The following is a 22,844-nucleotide window of genomic DNA, read 5'->3' on the forward strand; positions in this document are numbered from 1 at the left end:
TCGCGCAGCCAGTAGCCGAACTGCACGGGCAGGGGTTTATCCAGGCCGTAGTCCTTCTGCACGCGGGCGATGTCGGCGGCGGTGGCCTGGTCGCCCAGCAGCACCGAGATCGGGTCGCCCGAGGCGGCGCGTGTGAGCACGAAGACCAGCACGGCCACCAGGGACAGCACGACGAGCATGCCGGCGAAGCGCGAGGCAATGAAACGGAACAAGCGCGCCTCCTACTTGATCTTCACATTCCAGAAGAAGGGCCAGTTCGTGGGTTGGTAGTTGTCCAGTGCCGGGCTCTTGGCCGAGAGGGCGTTGAACTTGCCGACGCTGATGTACGGCACCTCGTCGTACACCACCTGCTGCACCTTGCCCCACAGCGCGCCGCGCTTGGCTGGGTCGCTCTCGGTGTTGAACGCACTGAGCGAGGCCTTCTTGGCGGGCGAGTCCCACCAGCCTGGTGCACCGTCGCCCAGTTGCGGTGGCGACAGCATGGGCTCGGGGAACAGCCCCGAATGGGTGATGAAGATTTCCCACAGCCGCGGGTCGTTGCGGCGCTGGGTGAGCGTGGCCCAGTCGACCACGTTGAGGTCGACCTTGAAGCCGGCGCGCTTGAGCTGCTCGGCCATCAGGAGCGACATGTTGTAGTGGAAGTCGTACTGGCGGCTGGTGAGCACGCGGATCGGCTCGCCCTTGTAGCCAGCCTTGGCGGCGGCGTCTTTCGCCTTGGTGGCGTTGCGCTGGTTGTACTGGTCGGTGCCCGCCGCCGAGTAGAACGGCGAACTCTTGGGAAAGTGGTTTGCTTCCGCGGTGAAGAAGCGCGTGTCGCCGAAGCCGGCCGCGAGCATCTCGCCCTGGCCCATCGCCGTCTGCAGGGCCTGCCGCACGGCCTGGCTGGCGAGCGGGCCTTCCTTGGTGTTGAAGACCACCAGCGGAAAACCGAAAGCGGGCGTGATGATCGGCAGTGTCTTGCCGCCGGCCTTCTCCAGGCGCGGCAGCGCTTCCACCGGCAGCAGGTCGGCAAAGTCGTACTGGCCGGCCAGCGCGCCCTCGACGCGGGTGCTGGCGTTGGGCACGGGCACGAAGCGCAGTTCTTCGATGACCGCTTCGCGCTTGCCGCCATAGCCGCTCGCGGGCTCCTTGCGCGCGGCGTATTTGTCGAAGCGCGTGAGCAGCACGAACTGGTCGGGGCGGCGTTCCTTGAACTTGTAGGGGCCGGTGCCGACGAAGTCTTTCAGCGGCGAGGCCATCGATTCCTTGGCCATCATCGCGGCGGTGCCATTGCTGGGCAGCGCCAGCTGCGACAGCAGCGGCGCATACGGCGCCTTCAGCACGATCTCCACGCCCAGCGGACCCTTGGCCTTGAGGCTCTCGATCTCCTTGCCCACGGCCTTGCCGCGCGGCGACTGGTCCATCCAGCGCTGCAGGCTGGCCACCACGTCGTCGGCCGTGAGCTCGCGCCCGTTGTGCAGCGCCACGCCCTTGCGCAGCGTGATGGCGTAGGTCTTGCCGTCGGCCGAGATCTTGGGCATGCCCTCGGCCAGCATCGGCACCACGTTCCACTTGGCATCGAAGGTGTAGAGCGTCTCGTACACGTGCTGCATGATGGTTCCGACCAGGTCGGCCGTGGAGGCCATCGGGTCGAGCGTCTGCGGCTCGGCCACCATCGCCAGCGTGGCGAAGTTGCGCGGGCCCTGCGCATGCGCTGGATGGTGGGGCAGCGTGGTGCACAGCACCGCGAGCAGCGAAGCGCTCAGCAGGCTGCGCTTGGACAGGCGAGGCAGGCGCTGGACAACAAGACCGGCGTGAGACATGGGGTGTTCCTTCATGGGCGATCGGTGGGCAATGAATTCACTTTTTTCAGGTCCGAACTTTGAAGCACAACCTATGCCAAAACATCACCATTTACCCTGAGCAATGATCTAAATATTCGAACTCTCCCTTCGAAATTCAATGCCGTTCGCGCACGCATCCGCTGCTAGATTCCGGTCGAATCTTTTCCCACCGAAAGATGGCGTCCGATCGAATTTGCGAGGATGAAAATGAGCACCAAGAAAGTTCTTGCGGTAGGTTTTCTGTTCGGCTGTGCGTTGCTGACGCATGCGGCGATCACCGGGGTGAACCCCCTCGACACGATCAGGAAGGCTGCCTCCAGCATGGCCTCCGCGGCCGCTGACCTGGTGGCCGATCCCTTGCCGCTGCAGGGACCCGGACTGGGCAACCTGACCTACACGCAGGCCGAGCTGTTCAAGCCCATCTCGATGATCAAGGAGGAGGTCGACACCGGCGTCGGGGCCGGCACCGGCGCCGACGTGCCGAAGATCCCCGGGGGCAGCGTGACGCACCCCACCGCCGGGTACACCAAGTACCACTACGGCCAGAACGTGGGCCTCATGATCAACGGCTATTTCCTGACGACGTTCACGCCCGACGGCGGCCTGGGCCCCGGGGGCTTCCTGCTCTACGACGTCTCCGATCCGCGCAACCTGCGGCTCGTCAAGCGCATCTACGAGCCGGACGGCCGCACCAAGGAACTGAGGGAGCCGCATTCCATCGGCATCGCCAGCATCGGCGGCAAGCAGTACGTCGCCGTGCCCAGCGTCTTCGGCGTGGAGTTCTGGGACTTCACCGACATCAACGACGTCAAGCAAGTGAAGAAGCTGGTGCTGCCCAACGTCAACAAGGGCGACTACAACAACGTGAGCTGGCAGCTGTGGTGGCAGGCGCCCTACCTGTACGTGGCGGCGGCGGAGCAGGGCGTGTTCGTCATCGACGCCACCGACCCCGCGAACGCAGTGCTCGCGAACCGTGGCGCCGGCAAGCCCAACCCGATACCGACGGGCGAGCTCGGCGGCTTTCGCGTGGGGCCGATCTTCACCATGGGCAACCACATGGTGCTGACGTCCATGACCAACACCAGCGGCTTCGCCAGCCTGGACATCTCGGACCCGCTGAATCCCAAGGTGCTCGACACCGTCTCCGGGTCCACCGCCAGCTACTACTCCACCTGCTTCGACGGCAAGAAGGTCTACGCCTCCGCACAGGAGAGCGGCGGCAAGATGTACGGCTACGACCTGAGCGACCGCTCGCGCTTCGTGGCCGAGGACAACCGGCTGGTGATCAACCAGCAGCTGTACTGCAGCACGCAGGACAACTTCGTGTTCCAGGGCGCGCAGAACTACATCCACAAGGTCGATGTGAGCAACCCGCTCAACCACGTCGAAGTCGGGCGCGGCGGGCTCTTCGCGACGACGCACCCCGATTTCTCGAGCTCCGACCATGGCCAGGTGTCGCCGTTCGGCAACCTGATCTACGTCGGCAACGACCACGGCTCGGGCAGCGGCTTCATCGTGCATGCGGTGGACCCCGACACCACCAAGCCCGAAGTGAAGCAGGTCTCGCCCGTGAACGGTGCGAAGCAACAGGCGCTCACCTCGCGCATCGGCCTGGGCATGACCGACAGCATCCGCCCGGAGAGCGTGAACGCCAACACCTTCATCGTGCGCCCGGTCGGCGGCAACACGCTCGCGGGCACCTACAGCGTGCAATTGGGCATCGTCAATTTCCACCCCGCGCAGCCGCTGCAGCCGGGCACGAGCTATGAAGTGTTCCTGCCGGCCAACGGCCTGAAGGACTATGCGGGCAACGCCATCGCGGCCGACTACCGCTCGACCTTCAACACCGGCAATGCCAACGACATCAACCTGATGCACCACTGGGCGCTGACCGGCAACCTGGGTGACCAGATCAGCGCCAACAACGGCACGCCCGCCACCGGCGACGCGTTCGAGAGCATCGGCCTGAACTTCGCGAACCGCACCACGGGCGTGCAGCTGAAGAACGACAGCGTGTCCACCACGCTGGGCGGCACCGCCTCGCTGAGCTTCTACATGAAGACCACGCAGGCCGGCGGTGCGAACTCGTGGACCGCGCCCGGCATCTTCGGGCGCGACCAGTCGCCGGGCGTCGACGACGTGTTCTGGGGCTGGCTCGACAGCACCGGCAACATCAAGCTGTCGGTGGGCGACCACGCGGGCACGCGCTCGCAAAGCGCCGTGAACGACGGCAACTGGCACCACGTCGTGCTCACGCGCGACGCGGCCTCGGGTGCGCAGGCGGTGTACGTCGATGGCGTGAAGACCACGTCGACCGGCCCCACTGGCACCAAGGGCCTGACGAACAAGTTCCAGCTCATGGGGCAGATCCAGGGCAACGCCGCACTCTTCAAGGGCACGCTGGCCGAGGTGCGCGTGTACGGCCGCGTGCTCGGCGACACCGACGTGGCGGCGCTGCGGGCGCAGGCCGTGATCGGCGATCCCGGCATTGTGGGCGCACCGAAGATCGTCAACGGCCAGCTGAACTTCAACCCGGCCACGCTCGGTGCCACCGGCGCGCAGTTCCGCTGGAACTTCGGCGACGGCACGCAGAGCGCGTACGCCTCGCAGCCCGGCGTCACGCACACCTACAGCAGCCCCGGCCACTACACCGTGACGCTGACGGTGAAGGCCGCGAACGGCCAGGAGACCTTCTACACCTACAACCTCACGGTGATCGCACCCGTCACGGCGGCGGCGCCGACGCACACGACCAACATCGCGGGCGATGCGAACGCGGTGTATTCGGTGAACCCCGACAGCGGCACGGTGGCCGCCATCGACGCGCAGACCTTCGCCAAGCGCTGGGAAGTGCGCGTGGGCGACGAACCGAAGACGCTGGCCGTGGGCCCCGACGGCCGCATCTGGGTCACGGTGCAGGGCGAGGACAAGCTGGTGGCGCTCAACGCAGCCGACGGCACGCTGTCGACGACGGTGCCACTGGCCTACGGCAGCGGCCCGTACGGCGTCGTCTTCACGCCCAACGGCACCAAGGGCCTGCTGACGCTGGAAAGCAAGTCGGCCCTCGTCAGCTTCGACCCGACCACCGGCGCCGCCACCGGCACGCTCGCCCTGGAAGGCAGCCTGCGCGGCATCGCGGTCGATGCGGGTTCGCAATCGGCCTACGTGACGCGCTTCAAGTCGAAGATGACAGGCGGTCAGCTGCACAAGGTGAACCTGCAGAGCTTCAGCAGCGCCACCACCATCGCACTGGCGGTCGATACGACGACGGTCGACACCGAGGCCGCCTCGCGCGGCGTGCCCAACTACCTGAGCCAGGTGGTGATCTCGCCCGACGGCGCGCGGGCGCTGCTGCCTTCGAAGAAGGACAACATCGTGCGCGGCACCTTCCGCGACGGCCTGCCGCTGGAGCACGACAAGACGGTGCGCTCCATCCTGTCGCAGGTGAACCTGCAGACGGCGGCGGAAGTGTTCAGCGAACAGCTCGACTTCAACGACCGCGCCCCCGCGCGCGCCGCGCTGTACTCGCCGGCCGGCGACTACATCTTCGTGGCGCAGATGGAAGGCAACCGCATCGCCATCGTCGATGCCTACAACCGCTCGGTGCGCGGCGAGATCAACGCCAGCAGCGCGCCGCACGGCCTGTACCTCGATGCGGCGCGCAAGCGGCTGTACGTCAACAACTTCCTGGCGCGCTCGGTGTCGGTGCACGACGTGGCGCAGGTGCTGTCCTCGGAGTCGGCCGCCCCGGCCTTCCTGCAGAACGTGACCACCGTGGCGCAGGAGCCGATGGCGGCCGCGGCTCTGCGCGGCAAGCAGGTGTTCTACAACGCGTCCGACCGGCGCATGAGCATGAACAACTACATGTCCTGCGCGAGCTGCCATGCCGATGGCAGCGACGACGGCATGGTGTGGGACTTCACGCAGCGCGGCGAGGGCCTGCGCCGCACCATCAGCCTGCAGGGCCGTCGCGGCACGGGCCACGGCAAGCTGCACTGGACCGCCAACTTCGACGAGGTGCAGGACTTCGAGCACGACATCCGCAACGAGTTCGGCGGCACGGGCTTCCTGACCAACGCCGACTTCTCGGCCACGGGCGACCCGCTCGGCGTGCCGAAGGCGGGCCGCAACGCGCAGCTCGACGATCTCGCGGCCTACCTGAACTCGCTGAACAAGTACATGCGCAGCCCGACCCGCGCGGCGGACGGCAACCTCAGCGTGGACGCGGTGCGCGGCCAGACCGTGTTCAACACGGCCCAGTGCGCGACCTGCCACACGGCGGGCAGCCTGCGCGACGGGCTGCGGCACGACGTGGGCACGATCCAGCTCTCGTCGGGCAAGGGCAGCAACCAGCCGCTGGCCGGCGTGGGCTTCGACACCCCGACGCTCTACGGCACCTGGAGCAACCCGAGCTTCTTCCACAACGGCCAGAAGGCCACGCTGCAGGACGTGCTCGCGGGCGGCCACGGCAATGCCTCGGGCCTGCCGGCGGCCGACCTGCTGGCACTGGGCGAATACGTGAAGTCGTTCGACACCGCACCGGCGATCGACACGCGCATCCGCTCGGAGAGCAACAACCTGTGCGTCAACGTGTCGGGCGGCTCGACGGCCAGCGGCGCCACGGTGGTGCAGTGGGCCTGCGGCAACGGCGCCAACGAGACCTTCACCGTCAACAGCAGCGGCGGCTACAGCCAGTTCGTCGCGAAGCACAGCGGCCTGTGCCTGGCACAAGGCAACACCAATGCCGGCGGCGGCCCGGTGGTGCAGCTGGCGTGCACGGCGGGCGCGGCCACGCAATGGAGCGTGGTCGGGGCGACGCTGCGCAACCGGGTGTCTTCGGGTGCGTGCCTCGATGTGCCCGGCTCGACCACCACGCAGGGCACGGCGCTGTCCACCTACGCCTGCCATGGCGGGGCCAACCAGCGCTGGAGCCAGATTCCCTGAGCTCTTCTGCCCGTTCTCTCTCTTTTTTTCTCTCGCTCTCCAAAAAAGGAAATCACGTGTCGGCACTCCAACTCTCCCTCCCAGGCGGCTATCGGTTCATTCCGGGCGTCCAGCAGTACTCGGCTGGCGTGGCCGCCGAACCTGGGTTTCGCATCGAGCGCGTGCGCTTCCTGGAGCCCCTGCCCCTGAAGCAGGGCTTTGCGCGCATCAAGGAAATCCTGGAGGAGGCCTCGCGTCCGCTGGCCGCCTTCTGCGCGTGCGAACTGCGGTCCCCGGCACCGTTCACCGAACAGGGCTTCGTCGAGTTCAACAACCTCTACGTGGGCACGTTGAAGGAGTGGGGCATCTTCATCGGCGACCTGAATCCGGTCGCGCGAAGCAACGTGTGCCCCGCGCTGTCGCCGCCGTCGGAGCCCTCGTTCCATGCGTTCAGCTACACCGTGCCCGACGCCGAGGCGGCGGCGTCGTTCGTGGTGGCCGGCAGCGCCGAAGCACCGGAAGGCAAGGGGCACTACCGCGACCATGCCGTGCGCCTGGGCGACACCTCGCCGCCCGCCATCCTGAAGAAGGCGCAGTGGGTGCTTGACGAAATGGAACGCCGCCTGGCGTCGCTGGGCTTCACCTGGGCCAGCACCACGGGCTCGCAGCTGTACACGGTGCACGACATCCATCCCTTCATTGCCGACGAGATCGTCAAGCGCGGTGCCGCGCGGCACGGGCTGACCTGGCACTACAACCGCCCGCCCGTGGTCGATCTCGAGTACGAGATGGACTGCCGCAGCGTCCAGTTCGAACGCGTCGCGGTCTGATTGCGCGCGGGTCGCCACACCTTCTCACCGAGATGCCCATGCCCAAGAAATTGCCGCATCGCCTGGCCGCCACCTGCCTTGTCCTGAGCGCGTTCCTGGCGGCCGGCCTCGCCGCTGCGCAGAACATCCAGGAGCGCACCTTCAAGTTCGCCTTCGTGAACCAGAAGGAGCATCCGCAGGGCATGGGGGCGCAGCGCTTCTCGGAGATCGTCGAGAAGAAGAGCGGCGGCAAGATGAAGGTGAAGCTCTTTCCCTCGGGCGTGCTCGGCGGCGATGCCTCGGTCATCGCCTCGCTGCAGGGCGGCACGGTGGAAATGACGATGGCGATCCCGGGCCTGCTCTCGGGCATGGCCCGGGAGTTCTCGCTGTTCGACCTGCCGTTCCTGTTCAACAACGAGAAGGAAGCCGACTTCGTGCTCGATGGCCCGGTCGGCCGCAAGCTGCTGGACAAGCTGCCCGAGAAGGGGCTGATCGGCCTCACGTACTTCGAGCACGGCTTTCGCAACGTCACCAACAGCCGGCGGCCGGTGGCGAAGATGGAAGACCTGCAGGGCCTGAAGCTGCGCGTGATGCAGATCCCCGTGATGATCGATGCCTTCCGCGCGCTGGGCGCCAACCCGTCGCCGCTGCCGCTGCCCGAGGTCTACACCGCGCTGGAGCAGAAGGCCGTCGACGGCCAGGAAAATCCGTACTCGCTGGTGGAAGCCTCGAAGTACTACGAGATCCAGAAGTACGGCTCCAACACGCGGCACGTGTTCAACCCCGTCGTGCTGCTGTTCAGCAAGAAGCGGTGGGAGCAGCTGTCGGACGACGAACGCAAGATCCTTCTCGATGCGGCCCGGGAGACGCAGCCCTTCCAGCGCGCCGCCAACCGCGACGTCAACGCCAGGGCCGCCGAGTTCCTGAAGGGCCAGGGCATGGTGTTGACCGAGTTCCCCGCCGCCGAGCGCGAGCGCCTGCGCGAGAAGCTCGCGCCGGTCACGGACAAGCATGTCAGGCAGATCGATCCGGCGCTGACCCAGGAACTGTTCTCCGAGCTTGGCAAGGCGCGCGGCAGCGCCGCCAGATAGCCAGCCAATCAACCACCAAGGAATGACGAATGAAGCTGTTGCGTTACGGGGCCGTCGGCCAGGAAAAGCCGGCGATGCTCGACGCAGAAGGCCGCTTGCGCGACCTCTCCATGCACGTGAACGACATCGCACACGAGGTGCTGTTGCCTTCCGGCCTGGCGCGCCTCGCCGCGCTGGACCCGCAGAGCCTTCCGCTGGTGGAGGGCTCCCCGCGGATCGGCGCCTGCGTGGCCGGCTCGGGCAAGTTCATCTGCATCGGGCTCAACTACTCGGACCACGCGGCCGAGACGGGCGCCACGGTGCCGCCCGAGCCCATCGTTTTCCTGAAGGCGACCTCGGCGATCGGCGGACCGAACGACGCGCTCGAGATTCCGCGCGGTTCCACCAAGACCGATTGGGAGGTGGAGCTGGGCGTGGTGATCGGCAAGACCGCGAAGTACGTCAACGAGGCGGACGCGATGGACCACGTCGCGGGCTACTGCCTGATCAACGACGTGTCGGAGCGCGCCTTTCAAACCGAACGCCAGGGCCAGTGGACCAAGGGCAAGTCGGCCGACACCTTCGGACCGATCGGGCCCTGGCTCGTGACACCCGATGAAGTGCCCGACCCGCAGCAGCTGGACATGTGGCTGGAGGTCAACGGCGTGCGGCGCCAGAGCGGCTCCACGGCCACCATGGTCTACGGCGTGCGCTACCTGATCGCGTACCTCTCGCAGTTCATGAGCCTGCGCCCGGGGGACATCATTTCCACCGGAACCCCGCCCGGCGTGGGCATGGGGTTCAAGCCGCCGGTCTACCTCAAGCGCGGCGATGTCGTCACGTTGGGCATCGAAGGGTTGGGCACGCAGCGGCAGGTTGCCACGCAGTTCGATTGAAGGGGAGGTGGCAGGGGGTGGCAGCGGGCCGTGAGGCGCCCGCTGCTGCCGCTGTGTCAGACCAGCGTGGCGCTCACGCCGCGCTGCACCACGGGCGCGATGCCGGCGTAGAAGAACGCCAGGCTGTCTTCCGGCCCGTTGACGGCCCGCCCGCGCACCTTGGCCATCGCGCAGACGCCGACCTGTGCGCTGTCGGGGCCGATCACGAGGACGAAGGGGTTGTCGTCGTCGCCGCGCAGATAGCGTCCGCCGAACTCGCGGCGTGCGGTTTCGAACACGTAGGCCGAGGCCAGGAAGTGCAGGTCGTCGGGCAAGGGCGCCTGCTGCTGGAAGAAGTCTTCGAGCACCTGATCGACCAGGACCAGCGAGGCTTCGGAGTAGTCGAGCGCCGCGCTGTCGATGGGCGCGCCGGGTTGCGAGAAGGCGCCGATGAAGTCTTCCGCCTGCGAGGCCATGCCGGCCTCGAGCGTCGACGGCATGTCCACTTCCGGCTGCTTTTTCTTCTTCAGGAAATCGAACAGTCCCATGGTGCGTCTTGGCCTTTCTCTTGCGGATGGAGGAGGCCGCAGGCTAGCGCAGAACGCGCACGCTGCGATGACGCGCCACGGTGGATGAAGACCCGAGCTTGCTTTTGATTGTTGCGGAATGTATGTTCTTCGGCGGAGGGGCTTGAGCCCGCTCGCAACAAAAAAGCAACGAGGGGAAGAAGCGCATGGGAGGAGATGCACCGGCTGTCTGCACGATGGCATGCCGATGGGGCCGCCTGTTGGCGGCCGCAATTTTTCTGGGTATCGGTGCTGCCGCGTGCACAACGCCTGCGGCCATCCCTTCCGGCGATGCCTCGGTGGTGTCGCCCATCAGGCTCGGCATCGGGTCTTTCTATGGCGATGCCGAGACGGCGAACCTGTTCGTGGAGGTGCTGCGGGCAGACCTTCGGCGAGGCGGAACATCCATCGGAACATTCGACGCCAGCGGAGCGAAGCTGGGCGCTTTCGACATGCCCGATTGGGCTTCTTGGCGGGCGCGTGGCGCGAGCGCCGCGATAGGTGGACGCGTCGAGATTCGCCCGGACGGCCGGTTGCTCGCGCAGGTCCGGATATGGGATGTCGTCGCGCGCCAGGAGCTCGGCGGGTTGCAGTTCGATCAACCTGTTGAAGATCGACGCCTCGTTGCGCATGCGATTGCGAACTTCGCCCAGGAGAAGCTGACTGGCGTCAAAGGCAGTTTCCTCGACAGGCGCATCAAGATCAGCCTCAAGGGCACGCGCTATGTCATGTCGATCAGCGACAGCGACGGTGCCAATGAGCAGGCTGCGCTGAGTTCACCGAAGCCTCTGTTGATGCCGCTGTGGCTGCCCGACCGGAAGTTCCTGACCTACGTGTCGCTGGAAACCTCGACGCCGACCGTCTGGTTGCAGGAGGCCGCTTCAGGCATGCGGGAGCCCGCAGCGGCGGCCATGCAATTGGTCAAGGCGTGTCCATCCGAGGCTGCTCTTTTCGTTCCTCTGCCCATCCAGACACCGCCCGAGCAACTGCTTGAAGAAGGCTGGGAAAAGCACGCAGGCGCGGCCTGCAAGGCCAGGTTGTTGGCGCTCGCCAATCAGGCCGAGGCAGCACTTGCACGTCGGCGGCTGGGGTTGCCTGCAAGACCCGCCGTCAAGGCGGACAGCGAGTTGAGTTGGGCGGAGCGCGTCGCCAAGGCCATACGACCGAACATCGTCTTCGACGTTTCGCTGCTGACCGGAAACCCCGCGGTCGATATCAACGCACAGCTGGCGCCCGATGGCCGGGTGCTCGGTGCCATCGTGGAGAAACCCAGCGGCTTTCCGGACTGGGATGCGGCGGCCCTTCGCGGGGTGTTGAAGACAGAGCGCCTGCCACTCGACGTGAACGGGCGGGTGCCACCAGTCTTCGTGCTTCGCATGCGGCCATTGCACTGAGTGATGGGCCGACTGTCTTCCCCTGAACATGACAACAAGGAAAAACCTGTGAGATCGAGTCCTTCGCTGCTTCAACGCGTGTTCCACCACTTCGTCCTCGCTGCCGCGTTGGCGGCGCTTGCGGCCTGTACCACGGCACCTATTGCGCCCCAGCAGACATTGACGGGGCAGGAAGGCGCCGTGGTCGTGAAGCTCATCACGAACAGCCCAGGCGAAAACGATCCCGCCGAAACCCTCTCGATACTGCACCTGGAGCGCGTACTGGCGGCGGGTGAGAAGCAGACCGGGCGTGACCTAGTCACCCTGGTTCGCACCCGGCATGCCACTTACACCACGGCGGTTTTCAGTGGCATGGTGATTCCAGGCCGGTACGTGATCAAGACGGCCGGAGGCAATCGCGGCAACGTGACCTACACCTTTCCCATCGACGCGAAATTCGGCAGCTTCGATGTGGTGAAAGGCGAAGTCACCTTGCTGGGCACGCTCCTGATACAGCCCCGGATGGGTACCCGTTTCGTGGTGGCCTATGTGCCGCCGGAGGCAGAGCTGCGACAAACGTTCGAGACGCTCTATCCCGCACTGGCTGCGCAGACCCAGGGCCACCCCACGCACAGCTTCCTTCCCACCATCGACCTCGAGCGGCGCGCGGCATTGGCCTCCGAGGTCAAGCGAAGCGCGTCGCTTTGGAACGGGCTCGCGCAAACAGCCGATGGGGAGTTCATGGCCGGCAGCAAGGTCGGCAAGGTGCTGTGGCGCAAGGCCGGCGAGACCCGATGGAAGGAACTGGATGTCGGAAGCTGGCGCGAAGTGCTGTCGGTGCGGCCGTTTCGCGGTGGCATCCTTGCCGCCGGTGAAGAGGGGCTGTTGCGTCATTCGGTTGACGAAGGGCGCACCTGGAAGAGCTTGATCCCTCCCGATACCGGCCTCATACAACTGGCACATCCCTTGCGCGACGGCAGCCTGGTTGTCTTCTCGCGCCGCGAGGGGCTCTGGTCGACCTATGTCGCCGAAGACGTCGACAGCGGCAAGTGGCGCAAGCTGGGTGAGTTTTCAGACACCCGCTCGATCAATGTGCCGTGGATGCGAACGATGACCGTCAGCCTTCCGGATGCAGCCGGCGTCATGATGCCCAACGGAGACCTGCACATCACGGACGGCAAGTCCATCACGCGAACGAGCAATGGTCAGTCGACGATCGATGTGAACGCGCTGCCCGACGGCACATTGATTTCTCAGACCGTGCTCATGACCAAGACCACGCTGCTCTCGAAGGACACGGGCAAGACATGGGCCGATCTGGATACCAGCCGGTTCGTGGTCGCGATTGCGTTCAAGGATGCGCAAACCGCTTACGCCGTTGCACCCATCGCGCCCGGTTTGCTCCCTGGACCACTCGGGTTGATGACGACGCGCGATGGCGGAAAGAGCTGGTCGCATACCGGCAGTTCACCTGGGCTGACAGGCGCTTATGCCGTCCGCCAGATGATGGTGGACCGGGCCGATGGTTCACTGCTGGCGTTTCTGCCCGACAACGCCATCGTCCGATCCGCGGATGAGGGGAAGAGCTGGAAGATCGTGAAGGACAACTAGGGCAGGTTGCCGTCTGCCTGCGCGCTTGACGGCAAGCAAGAACTCAAAGGCAATGGGGGCGACCGGCCCTCAGGCCTGCACCGCAGCCGACAGCTGCCGCAGCATGGCCGACTGCCGTGCCTCTTCGGCGTCGCGCAGGCTCTTCGCGGCGCGCGCCGCAACGTAGCTGACGTACAGGGTCTCGACGGCCCGCGCCCATTCGTGCGCCTTCTGCGACACGCCTTCCGCCTTCACCGGCGAGCCAGTGGCCATCGGCGTCGACAGGTCGTCCAGCGGACGGGCTGGCACATCGACGCCGGCCTTCCCGAGGATCACGGCTTTCTGAAGGATGGTGAGCATGGCGGACCTCTCTTTTTTCTTGTTCCAGAGTAACAGCGCCCTTCGCGGGCTGCCATTCGCCAGATGACGTATCCGCCCCCGAATTCAAGATGAACTTTCGGCTGACATGGGGTTTGTCTGGGTGGCCGGAAGCAGGGCCTACACGAAGCGCCATCGGCCTCTCGCAATGTCCCTTCGGTGGTTCTGGATGCAAATAATATTTGTTTTCATTCTCAATAGAATTGATGCTGATCAGTTGGTACGCAACAACAACGCATCCCGAGAGCGGCCCTGTTTTTCCTGCCGTTTCCCGTGGAGTTTTTGCATGTTGTTTTCGCGTTGCGGCCGTCGGCCGCGTCCGTCGGTGCTGGCGCTGGCCGCCGCATCTCTTTTTTCTCCCGCCCTGTTCGCCCAGACGCCCGCTGAACAACAACTGCGCGAGGTCGTCGTCAGCGCGACCGGCTTCGAGCAGGAACTCAAGGACGCGCCCGCTTCCATTTCGGTGATCACGCGCCAGGAGCTGGAAACGCGCCAGTTCCGCGACCTGGCCGAGGCGCTGCAGAACGTCGAAGGCATCGACGTGGGCGGCGCGACCGGCAAGACCGGGGGCCTGGACATCTCGATCCGCGGCATGCCCAGCGACTACACGCTGATCCTCATCGACGGCCGCCGCCAGAACGTGGCCGGCGACGTGACGCCCAACGGCTTCGGCGCCGCGCACACCAGCTTCATGCCGCCGCTGGCGGCCATCGAGCGCATCGAGGTCATCCGCGGCCCGATGTCGACGCTGTATGGCTCCGACGCCATGGGCGGCGTGGTCAACATCATCACGCGCAAGGTGGCGCGCGAATGGGGCGGCCAGGTCACGATGGAAACCGGCATTCCGCAGGACAGCGAGTGGGGTTCGCAGACGCGCTCCAGCGTCTACCTGAGCGGCCCCGTGGCGACCGACCTGCTGGGCCTGACCCTGCGCGGCAACATCTACCGCCGCGAAGCCGCCGACTGGGTGCTGGCCCCCGGCCAGGCGCAACCTGCGACGGCCCGCAACCCCGCGCCCGCCGAGAGCCGCCAGCACAGCGTGGGCGGGCGCCTGATGCTCACGCCCAACCGCCAGCACGACATCTGGCTCGACGTCGAATCGGGCCGCAGCTGGTACGACAACGAAGACGGCCGCCTGGGCACGCGCGACGCCGCCGCGCCCAACCGCACCGGCAACAACCCGCCGGGCTACCTGGACGCGCTGCGCTTCAACCGCGACCAGGTCGCCATCGGCCACACCGGGCGCCTGGGCTTCGGCACCGTGGAAAGCAGCCTGATGCACACCACCACCGAAACCGTCGGCCGCACGATTCCCGGCGGCGCCATCCCGCGCAATGCCGCGGCCCGCCGCACCGTGTACTGGCTGAACGAAGCCGACCGCGGCCGCGCGCGCGAACTCAAGACCACCAACCTCGTGCTCGACAGCAAGCTCGTCGCGCCGGTTGGCGACGCCCACGTGCTCACCGTCGGTGGCCAGTGGTGGGACGCCAAGCTGGTCGACGGCCTGCTGCCGCGCTCGCAGAGCCAGACCATGTGGGCGCTGTTCGCCGAAGACGAATGGCGCCTCGCGCCCGGCCTCACCGCCACGCTGGGCGGGCGCTACGACCACCACAGCGCCTTCGGCGGCCACGTGAGCCCGCGCGGCTACCTGGTCTGGGACGCCACGCCGCAGTGGACCTTCAAGGGCGGCGTCAGCAAGGGCTTCCGCGCGCCGCGCCTGAACCAGCTGATCGACGGCATCAGCGGCGTGAGCGGCCAGGGCGCCACGCTCAACATCGGCAACCCGAACCTCAAGCCCGAGACCAGCACCAGCACCGAGCTGTCGGCGCTGTTCAACAACCAGAAGGGCCTGACCGCCTCGGCGACCCTGTTCCACAACAAGGTGAAGGACAAGATCGCCAGCGGCGGCGACTGCAGCGTGGCGCGCATCTCCAGCTGCGTGGTCGACCCCACCGCCAACTACTCGGTCAACGTCGACCAGGCCAAGACCTGGGGCATGGAACTGAGCAGCCGCGTGCAGCTCACCAAGGCCTGGGGCCTGAAGGCGGGCTACACCTGGACCGACAGCGAAGTGACCGAGGGCGGCGTGAAGAACGGCAAGCTGGCCGACACCGCGCGCCACCTGCTGCACGCGCAGCTCGACTGGAACCCCGACGCCAAGTGGCGCTTCTGGCTGCGCGGCGAGTACCGCGGCAAGAGCCCGCGCTTCACCGGCGACCCGGCGCGGCTCACGGGCAACAACCTGGCGATCTACCGCGCGGTGGGCGACATCAAGGCCTACCACCTGTTCCACCTGGGCGGCTCCTACCAGGTGTCGAAGAACGTGCGCCTGAACGCCAACATCAACAACCTGTTCAACAAGGACTTCCGCAAGTTCCAGCAGGTGAACCTGGCGGGCACCTCGGCCTGGGTCAACGAGTACTTCCAGGGCGGCGCGTCGGTGGCGGGCACCACGCCGGCGGGACGCACGATCTGGCTGTCGGCGAACGTGACGTTCTGACGCTGACGGCGGGCGGCGTGGGCCTCAGGGGTTCGCGTCTGCCTGCCACACGAGCGTCGCCGCGCTCAGGTCTTCGAGCGCGCTGCCCACCGCCTTGAACACCGTGCGCTCGGCATCGCCCGTGCGCCCGGGCCGCGTGCCTCGGCACAGCTCGGTGAGCGTGCCCTGCACCGCGTCGGCGCGCAAGGTGCCGGCCGCGATCGCGTCGAGCAGGTCGCCGGCCTTCTGCAAGGCTTCGGGCGTGTCGATGAAGGTGCGCGTGCCATCGAAACACTGCACATCGGCTTCGCGCATCGCGGGCGTGAAGCTGCCGATCAGGTCCAGGTGCGCGCCCGGTGCGAGCCATTCGCCGCGCACCAGCGGCGTGGTCGCCAGCGTGGCGCAGCTCACGATGTCGGCATTGCGCACGGCCGCTTCGAGGTCGGTGCCGGCCGCCTGCGCGTTCCATCCCTCACTGCGCCATTGCTCGGCCAGCGCCTCGGCGCCCTCGGGCCGGTGGTTCCACACCCACACCTCGTCGATGGGGCGCACGCTCGCGTGCGCGGCGGGCAGCATGCGCGCGATGCGGCCGGTGCCCAGCACCAGCAGCTTGCGCGCATCGGTGCGCGCCAGGAACGAGGCGCCCAGCGCCGAGGCGGCCGCCGTGCGCCGCGCCGTGATCTCGTTGCCGTCCATCATCGCCAGCGGTACGCCGGTGCGCGCGTCGTACAGCACGTAGGTCGCGTGCAGCCCCGGCAGGCCGCGCGCGCCATTGCCCGGAAAGATGTTGATCGTCTTGATGCCCAGGAAGCCCGCGTCGCTCCACGCCGGCATGATCAGCACCGTGCCGCGCGTGGCCGCGCCGCCGCCGGTCTCGATGCTGTGCACGTGGCGCGGCGGCACCTGCGCCTCGGCCGCGAAGGCGGCGCGCAGCGCGGGCACCAGCTGCTCGAAGCCCAGGGGGGCGGCGGTGGCGGCTTCGTCGAAGTGTTTCATGGGCGGGCAGGCAGCGCCGGGGCGCTGTCGAAGAAGGTGGTGAGGGCTTGCCGGTAGGTGGTGCCGAAGCGCGGCGCCGCCATCGGCTCGAGGTGGCCGGCGCCCGGCACCTCGATCAGCTGCTTGGGTTCTTTCGCATCGGCCAGCAGGCGCTGCGAGTGGTGGTGCGGAATCACCGCATCGGCGGTGCCGTGGATCAGCAGCAGCGGAATCGGCGCAAGGGCCGCGACGAACTTCGAGGCTGCGTAGTCGTCGCGCACCAGCAGGCCGGCGCCCGGCAGCTTGTCGTTGGCGATCGAGCGGTACGAATAGAAGGTCGACTCGATCGCCACCGCCTTCACGCCGGCCCGGTTGCCCGAGCCCACGGCCGCGATCGCGTTCGTGCCGCCCAGGCTCTGCCCGAAGACGAACAGCCGTGACGCATCGACATCCGCGCGGGCGCGCACATGGTCGAGCGCGGCGTTCGAATCCTCGAACACGCCGCGGGGCTCGGGTTCGCCGTCCGATTCGCCGTAGCCGCGGTAGTCGAACACGAAGACGTTGTAGTCCTGCGCGGGCAGCCACGCCACGAAGCGCCAGTGGCTGCTCATGTTCTGCGCGTTGCCGTGGAAGTGCACCACCGTGCCCTTCGCCGCCTTCGGGTCGGCCCGGCCCGCGGCGGGAATGAACCAGCCACTCAGGCGCGTGCCGTCGGCGCTGGTGAAGCGCACGTTCTCGTAGCGAAGGCCCAGCGCGTCGGGCGTTTCGTAGCGCACGCGGTCGGGGTAATAGAACATCGACTGCACGCAGCCGCCGAGCAGAAAGAGCGGCAGGGCGGCGAGCGGCAGCTGCCACCAGCGGCGCGTGGGTGTCGCGGTTCTGGTCATATGCGGCGCGATGTCGGCGTTTCCGGTGGGGGAGTCTGTCGGTTGGAGAACTTCAGCAGGAGGTTGATGCAAAGCGCGTGCAGGCCGAACGCAAGCAAGCCAGGTACATAGACCATGAAGAAATCGCGCCAAAAAAAGTCAGGCCTGCCGGCAGAGCCAGCAATCAGCGAAGCAAGAAACAACGCGGCGATCAGTGTGGAAAGGGCGAACGGACGAGAGGTCGAGCGACAGCAAAGATAGAGGTAGTACGCGGTAAGGGCGGCACCGAGCCAGAGGCCCGGAATGATCAGTGCTTCGGGGCCCATGCAGGTTCCTTGTTCGGGTGAATAGAGTCCTTGCTGCTGCCGACCTGGATCAGGTAGCGGCTCTCGGCAACTGAAAGACATGCATGTCCAACCACTGCCCCGACGCGTTCTCGATGAGCACGACCTCCGTGCAGCGCGCCTGCACCGGCCCCGACGCAAGCAGCCGCGCCTGCAGCTCGATGGCCGCTTCTTCCGCTTGCAGCGTGTTGCCATGCGCCACTGACAGATGCGGAACGATGTCGTCGTGCGCGCCGTCGTACGGCGGGAAGTCGGGAAACTCTTTCACCAGCGCGCGCGTCATTTCGATGAACGGCGCAGCGGGCTCCGGTGCGAGGTAGGCGGTCTCGGGAAAGCGCCCGACCTTGCCGAGCACGAACGAGAACGGCGCCGTGCGTTGCAGCACGCGCCGCGCGCGGGCGAGCACCTCGTCGGTGATCAACGCGGGGTCCATGAAAGGAACGAGCAGCGTGATGTGGGCGGGCACGCCGAGCGCCACGGTGGGGTCGAAGCGGCGGCGAAGGTCTGCGGCGATGGTTTCAGCCGCGGGGACTTTCACGGCGAATGCGGAGATGGGCATCGGGCGGAGGATAGCCCATCGATGCTCCGATTCGCTCCCGGAAAACGCGGCGATGAAGGCGCCTTCTGCCTCAAAAGAAATCGACCTCCCGCAGTGCTTTCGCGGCGACCACCAGCCGTCGGACGGTGATGCCGATCTGTTCGTGTTCCACCCCATTCGACAAGACGGCGCCCGCGTGGAAGTCCGGCTCCAGGGTGACCCGGTAGCGCATCTGGAAGCGGATGGCGCTATTGATGGTCTCGATGACCATGTACAGCGCGTTCTCGTTGAACTGCTTGCCGGTCTTTGCGCCGGAGGCCTTGAGCACCTGCCAGTCGTCCTGCTTGTGAGCTCGAAGGTCCCCCAGATCGTGCTGCCAGGCATCCAGCAGCTTGTCGCAGATCGCCAGCCCGATCTGGTCGTCGGGCGCCGATGCGTCGAGCACGATGGGCGTGCCGGTCTCGGCAATGCTCGTGGTCGAGGAGACGATGTACGTGCTGTCCCCGTACAGGTACAAGACCGCGCGCAGTTCCTTGCCGGTGCGCAACCTGGCGTCGTTGATCTCGACGGCGGAATGGTCGGGCGACGCCCTCCTGGCGGGCTCTTCCTTGGGGGCTTTCTTCAAGAAGTCGAACATGGACAGGTTCTCCTCAGTGCTTCGCAAGCGTTGAAATCCGGCCCCAGTCCAGCCCCATCTTGGCCAGGTACTTGCGCAGCCGGTCCGCATCGTTGACCACGCTGCGCTGCGTCCGCGAGGCCTGGAACAGCTGGCGCCCCGCCTCCGACAGGCTGCGCGCCGGCCGGCACACGCGCACCACCGCTTCGAGCTGCAGGCGGTCGAACAGGTCGAGCGCCGCGAACTTCTCTTCGCCGAGCAAGGCTTCCAGGTCGACCTCATCGTCCGCCGCCACTGAAGCGCCCGTGCCTTCGTGCTTCCACAGCCAGCGCAGCCGCGCGATCTCCGCCTCGACCAGCGCGACCGCGATGCGCCCGCCATCGGCCAGCGTCGCGAGCCGCGTCACGCTCGCCGACAGGTCGCGGAAGTTGCCGCGCCAGATCGCCTCGCTGCTCTGCGCAAAGCGCAGGTAGGCCGTGCGCGCCTCGGCGTTGAAGCGCACCACGCGGTGGTTCTCGGCCGCGTGCAGGGCCAGCAGGTGGTCGAGGTTGGGCTCGATGTCCTCGGGCCGCTGCGCGAGGCCGGGCAGGTCGTAGGTCCAGAGGTTGATGCGCGCGAACAGGTCTTCGCGAAAGCGCCCCTGCGCCACGTCGCGGCGCAGGTCGCGGTGGGTGCCGGCGATGAGCTGGAAGTCGCTCTCCACTTCCTTGTCGGCGCCCACGGGGAAGAAGCGCTTTTCCTCGATGGCCTTGAGCAGCATCGCCTGTTCGTCCAGGCCCAGCTCGCCGATTTCGTCGAGGAACAGCGCGCCCTGGTGCGCGGTGCGCAGCAAGCCCGCGCGGTCGCTCGCCGCGCCGGTGAACGAGCCCTTCTTGTGGCCGAACAGCGTGGAGGCCGCGCCGTCGCCGCGCAGCGTGGCGCAGTTCACCTCGACGAACGGCCCCGTCACCTGGTGGCGCGCCTGCTTCAGCTCGAACATGCGGCGCGCCAGGAAGGACTTGCCCGCGCCCGTCGGCCCCACCAGCAGGATGGGCGCGCGCGAGCGCACGGCCACGCGCTCGATCTCGTCGATGAGTGCGTTGAAGCGCGCATTGCGCGTGGCGATGCCACTCTTCAAAAACGCGACCGCGTCGCGCTGGTCGGCGTCGAAGCGGCGCGCGATCGGGTCGTAGCGCGACAGGTCGAGGTCGATGAGCGCGACCTTGCCCGCATCGCCCTGGCGCTGCTTGCGTGGTGGCGAGGTCTGGGCCAGCACGCCCGGCACCACGCGCGATTCCGACAGCAGGAACATGCAGATCTGCGCCACGTGCGTGCCCGTGGTGATGTGCGTCCAGTACTGCTCGCGCTCGGGCTGGAAGGGGTAGGCGCGCGCCCAGTCGTACAGGCGCGTGTAGACCTCGCCGAAGTCCCACGGGTCTTCGAGGTCGAAGGGCACGAGGTTGACGGTGGTCTCGGGCGACACGGCGGCGATGTCGGCCTTCACCAGCTCGGCCAGCGCCGTGTGCTTGCGCGTGTGCAGCAACTCGATGCGCGCCACCACCATGTCGTCGTGCTGCGCGAGCGAGACCGTGGGGCGCCACTTGTTCCAGCGGCCCGCGCCCTGGCCGGCATCGAGCTGGGTGCCGAGGAAACCGATGACGACGATGGGCTTCATGGATAAAAGATTAGCTGGAATTCTAAAAATTATCCAAATCCTAGCAAGGGATCGGCGCCGTGTCACACCGGGCGAAGAAGAAATTTCCCTTTTCGGTCAATGACTTGCATCGCCGTCACCGTGTTTCCAGGCGCCGGGCGCGCAAGTTGGCACGCTCGCTGCAATAGAGAGTCTGTCCGGATGCAGTTCATCCGCTCCCAGGTGCCGCATGAAAGCGGCCCGGTGCCGCAGGCCAGACCTGTTCTTGGGTCCGCGGTATGCCGCTGTTGAACTGTGCTGGTCACTGGACCTGATCCAGTCTGCTCATGGTGGAGCACCGTGCTAACCCACGGCGTGGCGGGTTCGATTCCCGCAAACAACCTTCGGCGGTGTTCGCACCGCCGCTTTGATGGGGGCGAAAGCCCCACCGCCCCGGCACACCGGAGCGAGGCGCAGGGCAGGGCCCGGCCGAGCGACACCGTGCCAGTGCAGGCGGCTTGCGCATCGCGCGTTCTGCAAGGAACCGCATGCAGCCATCGACGCAGAAGGAGGCGATGGCGCAGCCACCGCACCGACCCGTCGACCGCTGCGTTGCTGACCTCGCAAGCCACGGTGCCCGCCGCCTGTCCTTCGTGGGCCCCGATACCTGATACGCAACGTAGACGAACAACGAACGACAACCGCAACGAAGAAGAAGAGAGAGGAAGAAAAAATGCTGGGATTCACCCAATTCACCGTGAAGAAGAACGAACGCGTGCTGCTGCTGCGCAACGGCGATTTCGAGGGCCTGTATGCCGCCGGCAAGTACCGTGTGTTCACGGGCTTCGACGCCGTGCAGCTCGAGCGCTTCTCGCTGGCCGAGCCGGCCTTCGAGCACGAGCTGGCCGACTATTTCCTGGCGCGCGAGCCGCAGCTGGTGCAGCGCGAGTTCGTGCAGGTGTCGCTGGGCGAGACCGAGGTCGGCCTGCGCCATGAAGACGGCGTGCTGGTGCAGGTGCTGCCGCCCGCCACCCGCAAGCTCTACTGGCGCGGCCTGCGCGAGCAGCGCGTCGACGTGATCGACGTGGCCGCCGATGCACGCCTGCCGGCCGAGCTGCTGGCCAAGCTGCAGAGCGTGGCGCTGCGTCCGCGTGCGGTGCAGGGGCTCGAAGGCGTGCTGCTGGTGCAGGTGCCCGAGTTCCACGCCGGCGTGCTGACCCTCGAAGGCCAGATGCAGGCGCTGCTGCCGCCGGGCAACCACGGCTTCTGGCGCTTCAACCGGCAGGTGGCCGTGACCAGCGTGGACCTGCGTTCGCAGATCGCCGAAGTGAGCGGCCAGGAAATCCTGACCCGCGACAAGGTGGGGCTGCGGCTGAACCTGTCGGCGGTGTGGCGTTTCGCCGATGTGCGCCAGGCCCTGGCGCAGATGCCCAAGCCGGCCGAACATGTGTACCGCGAGCTGCAGTTCGGTCTGCGTGCGGCGGTGGGTGAACAGACGCTCGACGCCCTGCTGGAGAACAAGTCCGCCATCGACCAGACGGTGCTGGCGCAGGTGCGTGAGCGGCTCGAGGGTTCGGGCCTGGTGCTGGAGAGCGTGGGCGTGAAGGACATCATCCTGCCGGGCGAGATGAAGACCATCCTCGCGCAGGTGGTGGAGGCCGAGAAGTCGGCCCAGGCCAACGTGATCCGCCGCCGCGAGGAAACCGCGGCCACGCGCTCGCTGCTGAACACCGCCAAGGTGATGGAGGGCAACCCCGTCGCCTTGCGCATGAAGGAACTCGAGACGCTGGAACGCGTGGCCGAGCGCATCGACAAGATCTCGGTGGTCGGCGGCCTGGACCAGGTGCTCAATGGACTCGTGACGCTGCGGCCGAACGGTTCCTGAGCGACAGAGGAAAGAAAGAGACACGGGCACGCAGGCACAGAAGGGAGCGCCACTGCCAAAAATGTTTTGAATTGCCGGCTGCCTGGGTAAGACCAGGTACGGCGGGCAAGTCGGTTGACGAG

17 protein-coding genes and 1 pseudogene are annotated in these 22,844 nt (G+C 66.7%); 8 read left to right on the forward strand and 10 right to left on the reverse strand.

Translation table 11 applies throughout. From position 1 onward, the window contains the following. Together AC07XP_RS28840 and AC07XP_RS28845 are read right to left on the reverse strand one after the other, a co-directional pair. Nucleotides 1-212, reverse strand: a pseudogene (locus AC07XP_RS28840) (ABC transporter permease); the annotation flags it as partial. 9 nt (nucleotides 213-221) lie between these two features. Next, nucleotides 222-1,802: an ABC transporter substrate-binding protein gene (locus AC07XP_RS28845; RefSeq protein WP_495266588.1), complete on the reverse strand. Its 1,581-nt coding sequence runs from the start codon at nucleotides 1,800-1,802 to the stop codon at nucleotides 222-224. 228 nt (nucleotides 1,803-2,030) lie between these two features. On the opposite strand from AC07XP_RS28845, the gene AC07XP_RS28850 reads away from it, so the two are divergent. Genes AC07XP_RS28850 through AC07XP_RS28865 form a run of 4 tightly spaced genes read left to right on the forward strand, consistent with a single transcriptional unit; the run spans nucleotide 2,031 to nucleotide 9,521 of the window. Continuing rightward, complete coding sequence (locus AC07XP_RS28850; protein WP_495266589.1) at nucleotides 2,031-6,767, forward strand: Ig-like domain-containing protein; 4,737 nt, start codon at nucleotides 2,031-2,033, stop codon at nucleotides 6,765-6,767. A gap of 56 nt (nucleotides 6,768-6,823) precedes the next feature. Next, complete coding sequence (cnbZ, locus tag AC07XP_RS28855) at nucleotides 6,824-7,576, forward strand: 2-amino-5-chloromuconate deaminase CnbZ (RefSeq protein ID WP_159275397.1); 753 nt, start codon at nucleotides 6,824-6,826, stop codon at nucleotides 7,574-7,576. A gap of 38 nt (nucleotides 7,577-7,614) precedes the next feature. Next, on the forward strand, nucleotides 7,615-8,646 hold the full coding sequence (locus tag AC07XP_RS28860; RefSeq protein WP_495266590.1) for a TRAP transporter substrate-binding protein: 1,032 nt from the start codon (nucleotides 7,615-7,617) through the stop codon (nucleotides 8,644-8,646). 29 nt (nucleotides 8,647-8,675) lie between these two features. Beyond that, the gene (locus AC07XP_RS28865; RefSeq protein ID WP_495266591.1) at nucleotides 8,676-9,521 is read left to right on the forward strand and encodes a fumarylacetoacetate hydrolase family protein; all 846 of its coding nucleotides are present in this window, start codon (nucleotides 8,676-8,678) and stop codon (nucleotides 9,519-9,521) included. A 56-nt stretch (nucleotides 9,522-9,577) separates the two neighbouring features. Here the strand turns inward: AC07XP_RS28865 and AC07XP_RS28870 are convergent, their stop codons facing one another. Further along, the gene (locus AC07XP_RS28870) at nucleotides 9,578-10,048 is read right to left on the reverse strand and encodes a hypothetical protein (RefSeq protein ID WP_062479847.1); all 471 of its coding nucleotides are present in this window, start codon (nucleotides 10,046-10,048) and stop codon (nucleotides 9,578-9,580) included. Nucleotides 10,049-10,233: 185 nt separating this feature from the next. On the opposite strand from AC07XP_RS28870, the gene AC07XP_RS28875 reads away from it, so the two are divergent. Both AC07XP_RS28875 and AC07XP_RS28880 read left to right on the forward strand, forming a co-directional pair. After that, nucleotides 10,234-11,460, forward strand: a complete 1,227-nt coding sequence (locus tag AC07XP_RS28875) for a TonB C-terminal domain-containing protein (protein WP_495266592.1) — start codon at nucleotides 10,234-10,236, stop codon at nucleotides 11,458-11,460. Between the two features lie 3 nt (nucleotides 11,461-11,463). Beyond that, a complete protein-coding gene (locus AC07XP_RS28880; RefSeq protein ID WP_495266593.1) occupies nucleotides 11,464-13,050 on the forward strand; it encodes a WD40/YVTN/BNR-like repeat-containing protein in 1,587 nt (528 codons plus the stop codon). Between the two features lie 69 nt (nucleotides 13,051-13,119). On the opposite strand, the gene AC07XP_RS28885 is transcribed toward AC07XP_RS28880, so the two are convergent. Next, nucleotides 13,120-13,389 (reverse strand): hypothetical protein, encoded by a 270-nt coding sequence (locus tag AC07XP_RS28885; protein ID WP_070061928.1) that lies wholly within the window; start codon nucleotides 13,387-13,389, stop codon nucleotides 13,120-13,122. A 304-nt stretch (nucleotides 13,390-13,693) separates the two neighbouring features. Between AC07XP_RS28885 and AC07XP_RS28890 the strand changes: the two genes are divergently transcribed. Next, entirely contained in the window at nucleotides 13,694-15,907 is a 2,214-nt protein-coding gene (locus AC07XP_RS28890) for a TonB-dependent receptor domain-containing protein (protein WP_495266594.1), read from the forward strand. Nucleotides 15,908-15,931: 24 nt separating this feature from the next. Here the strand turns inward: AC07XP_RS28890 and lhpI are convergent, their stop codons facing one another. From lhpI to rtcR, 6 genes are all read right to left on the reverse strand, one after another. Continuing rightward, the gene (gene lhpI / locus AC07XP_RS28895; RefSeq protein WP_495266595.1) at nucleotides 15,932-16,882 is read right to left on the reverse strand and encodes a bifunctional Delta(1)-pyrroline-2-carboxylate/Delta(1)-piperideine-2-carboxylate reductase; all 951 of its coding nucleotides are present in this window, start codon (nucleotides 16,880-16,882) and stop codon (nucleotides 15,932-15,934) included. Further along, entirely contained in the window at nucleotides 16,879-17,748 is an 870-nt protein-coding gene (locus AC07XP_RS28900; protein WP_495266596.1) for an alpha/beta hydrolase, read from the reverse strand. The genes lhpI and AC07XP_RS28900 overlap by 4 nt, the downstream gene beginning before the upstream one ends. After that, complete coding sequence (locus AC07XP_RS28905; protein ID WP_495266597.1) at nucleotides 17,745-18,053, reverse strand: hypothetical protein; 309 nt, start codon at nucleotides 18,051-18,053, stop codon at nucleotides 17,745-17,747. The genes AC07XP_RS28900 and AC07XP_RS28905 overlap by 4 nt, the downstream gene beginning before the upstream one ends. Before the next feature lie 49 nt (nucleotides 18,054-18,102). Further along, complete coding sequence (locus AC07XP_RS28910) at nucleotides 18,103-18,630, reverse strand: 2'-5' RNA ligase family protein (protein ID WP_495266598.1); 528 nt, start codon at nucleotides 18,628-18,630, stop codon at nucleotides 18,103-18,105. A 70-nt stretch (nucleotides 18,631-18,700) separates the two neighbouring features. Further along, a complete protein-coding gene (locus AC07XP_RS28915; RefSeq protein ID WP_495266599.1) occupies nucleotides 18,701-19,246 on the reverse strand; it encodes a hypothetical protein in 546 nt (181 codons plus the stop codon). Between the two features lie 13 nt (nucleotides 19,247-19,259). Further along, nucleotides 19,260-20,879: an RNA repair transcriptional activator RtcR gene (gene rtcR, locus AC07XP_RS28920; protein WP_495266600.1), complete on the reverse strand. Its 1,620-nt coding sequence runs from the start codon at nucleotides 20,877-20,879 to the stop codon at nucleotides 19,260-19,262. A 691-nt stretch (nucleotides 20,880-21,570) separates the two neighbouring features. On the opposite strand from rtcR, the gene AC07XP_RS28925 reads away from it, so the two are divergent. Continuing rightward, on the forward strand, nucleotides 21,571-22,722 hold the full coding sequence (locus AC07XP_RS28925; RefSeq protein ID WP_492731004.1) for a slipin family protein: 1,152 nt from the start codon (nucleotides 21,571-21,573) through the stop codon (nucleotides 22,720-22,722). Nucleotides 22,723-22,844 lie beyond the last annotated feature (122 nt).

It is taken from the genome of Variovorax sp. GW531-E2 (assembly GCF_059423125.1).

Bases quoted from the DNA above. Each gene is read 5' to 3' on its own strand.
- AC07XP_RS28845 (WP_495266588.1), bottom strand. From the start codon at position 1,802: ATGTCTCACGCCGGTCTTGTTGTCCAGCGCCTGCCTCGCCTGTCCAAG.
- AC07XP_RS28850 (WP_495266589.1), top strand. From the start codon at position 2,031: ATGAGCACCAAGAAAGTTCTTGCGGTAGGTTTTCTGTTCGGCTGTGCG.
- AC07XP_RS28860 (WP_495266590.1), top strand. From the start codon at position 7,615: ATGCCCAAGAAATTGCCGCATCGCCTGGCCGCCACCTGCCTTGTCCTG.
- AC07XP_RS28865 (WP_495266591.1), top strand. From the start codon at position 8,676: ATGAAGCTGTTGCGTTACGGGGCCGTCGGCCAGGAAAAGCCGGCGATG.
- AC07XP_RS28870 (WP_062479847.1), bottom strand. From the start codon at position 10,048: ATGGGACTGTTCGATTTCCTGAAGAAGAAAAAGCAGCCGGAAGTGGAC.
- AC07XP_RS28875 (WP_495266592.1), top strand. From the start codon at position 10,234: ATGGGAGGAGATGCACCGGCTGTCTGCACGATGGCATGCCGATGGGGC.
- AC07XP_RS28880 (WP_495266593.1), top strand. From the start codon at position 11,464: ATGGGCCGACTGTCTTCCCCTGAACATGACAACAAGGAAAAACCTGTG.
- AC07XP_RS28885 (WP_070061928.1), bottom strand. From the start codon at position 13,389: ATGCTCACCATCCTTCAGAAAGCCGTGATCCTCGGGAAGGCCGGCGTC.
- AC07XP_RS28890 (WP_495266594.1), top strand. From the start codon at position 13,694: ATGTTGTTTTCGCGTTGCGGCCGTCGGCCGCGTCCGTCGGTGCTGGCG.
- lhpI (WP_495266595.1), bottom strand. From the start codon at position 16,882: ATGAAACACTTCGACGAAGCCGCCACCGCCGCCCCCCTGGGCTTCGAG.
- AC07XP_RS28900 (WP_495266596.1), bottom strand. From the start codon at position 17,748: ATGACCAGAACCGCGACACCCACGCGCCGCTGGTGGCAGCTGCCGCTC.
- AC07XP_RS28905 (WP_495266597.1), bottom strand. From the start codon at position 18,053: ATGGGCCCCGAAGCACTGATCATTCCGGGCCTCTGGCTCGGTGCCGCC.
- AC07XP_RS28910 (WP_495266598.1), bottom strand. From the start codon at position 18,630: ATGCCCATCTCCGCATTCGCCGTGAAAGTCCCCGCGGCTGAAACCATC.
- AC07XP_RS28915 (WP_495266599.1), bottom strand. From the start codon at position 19,246: ATGTTCGACTTCTTGAAGAAAGCCCCCAAGGAAGAGCCCGCCAGGAGG.
- rtcR (WP_495266600.1), bottom strand. From the start codon at position 20,879: ATGAAGCCCATCGTCGTCATCGGTTTCCTCGGCACCCAGCTCGATGCC.
- AC07XP_RS28925 (WP_492731004.1), top strand. From the start codon at position 21,571: ATGCTGGGATTCACCCAATTCACCGTGAAGAAGAACGAACGCGTGCTG.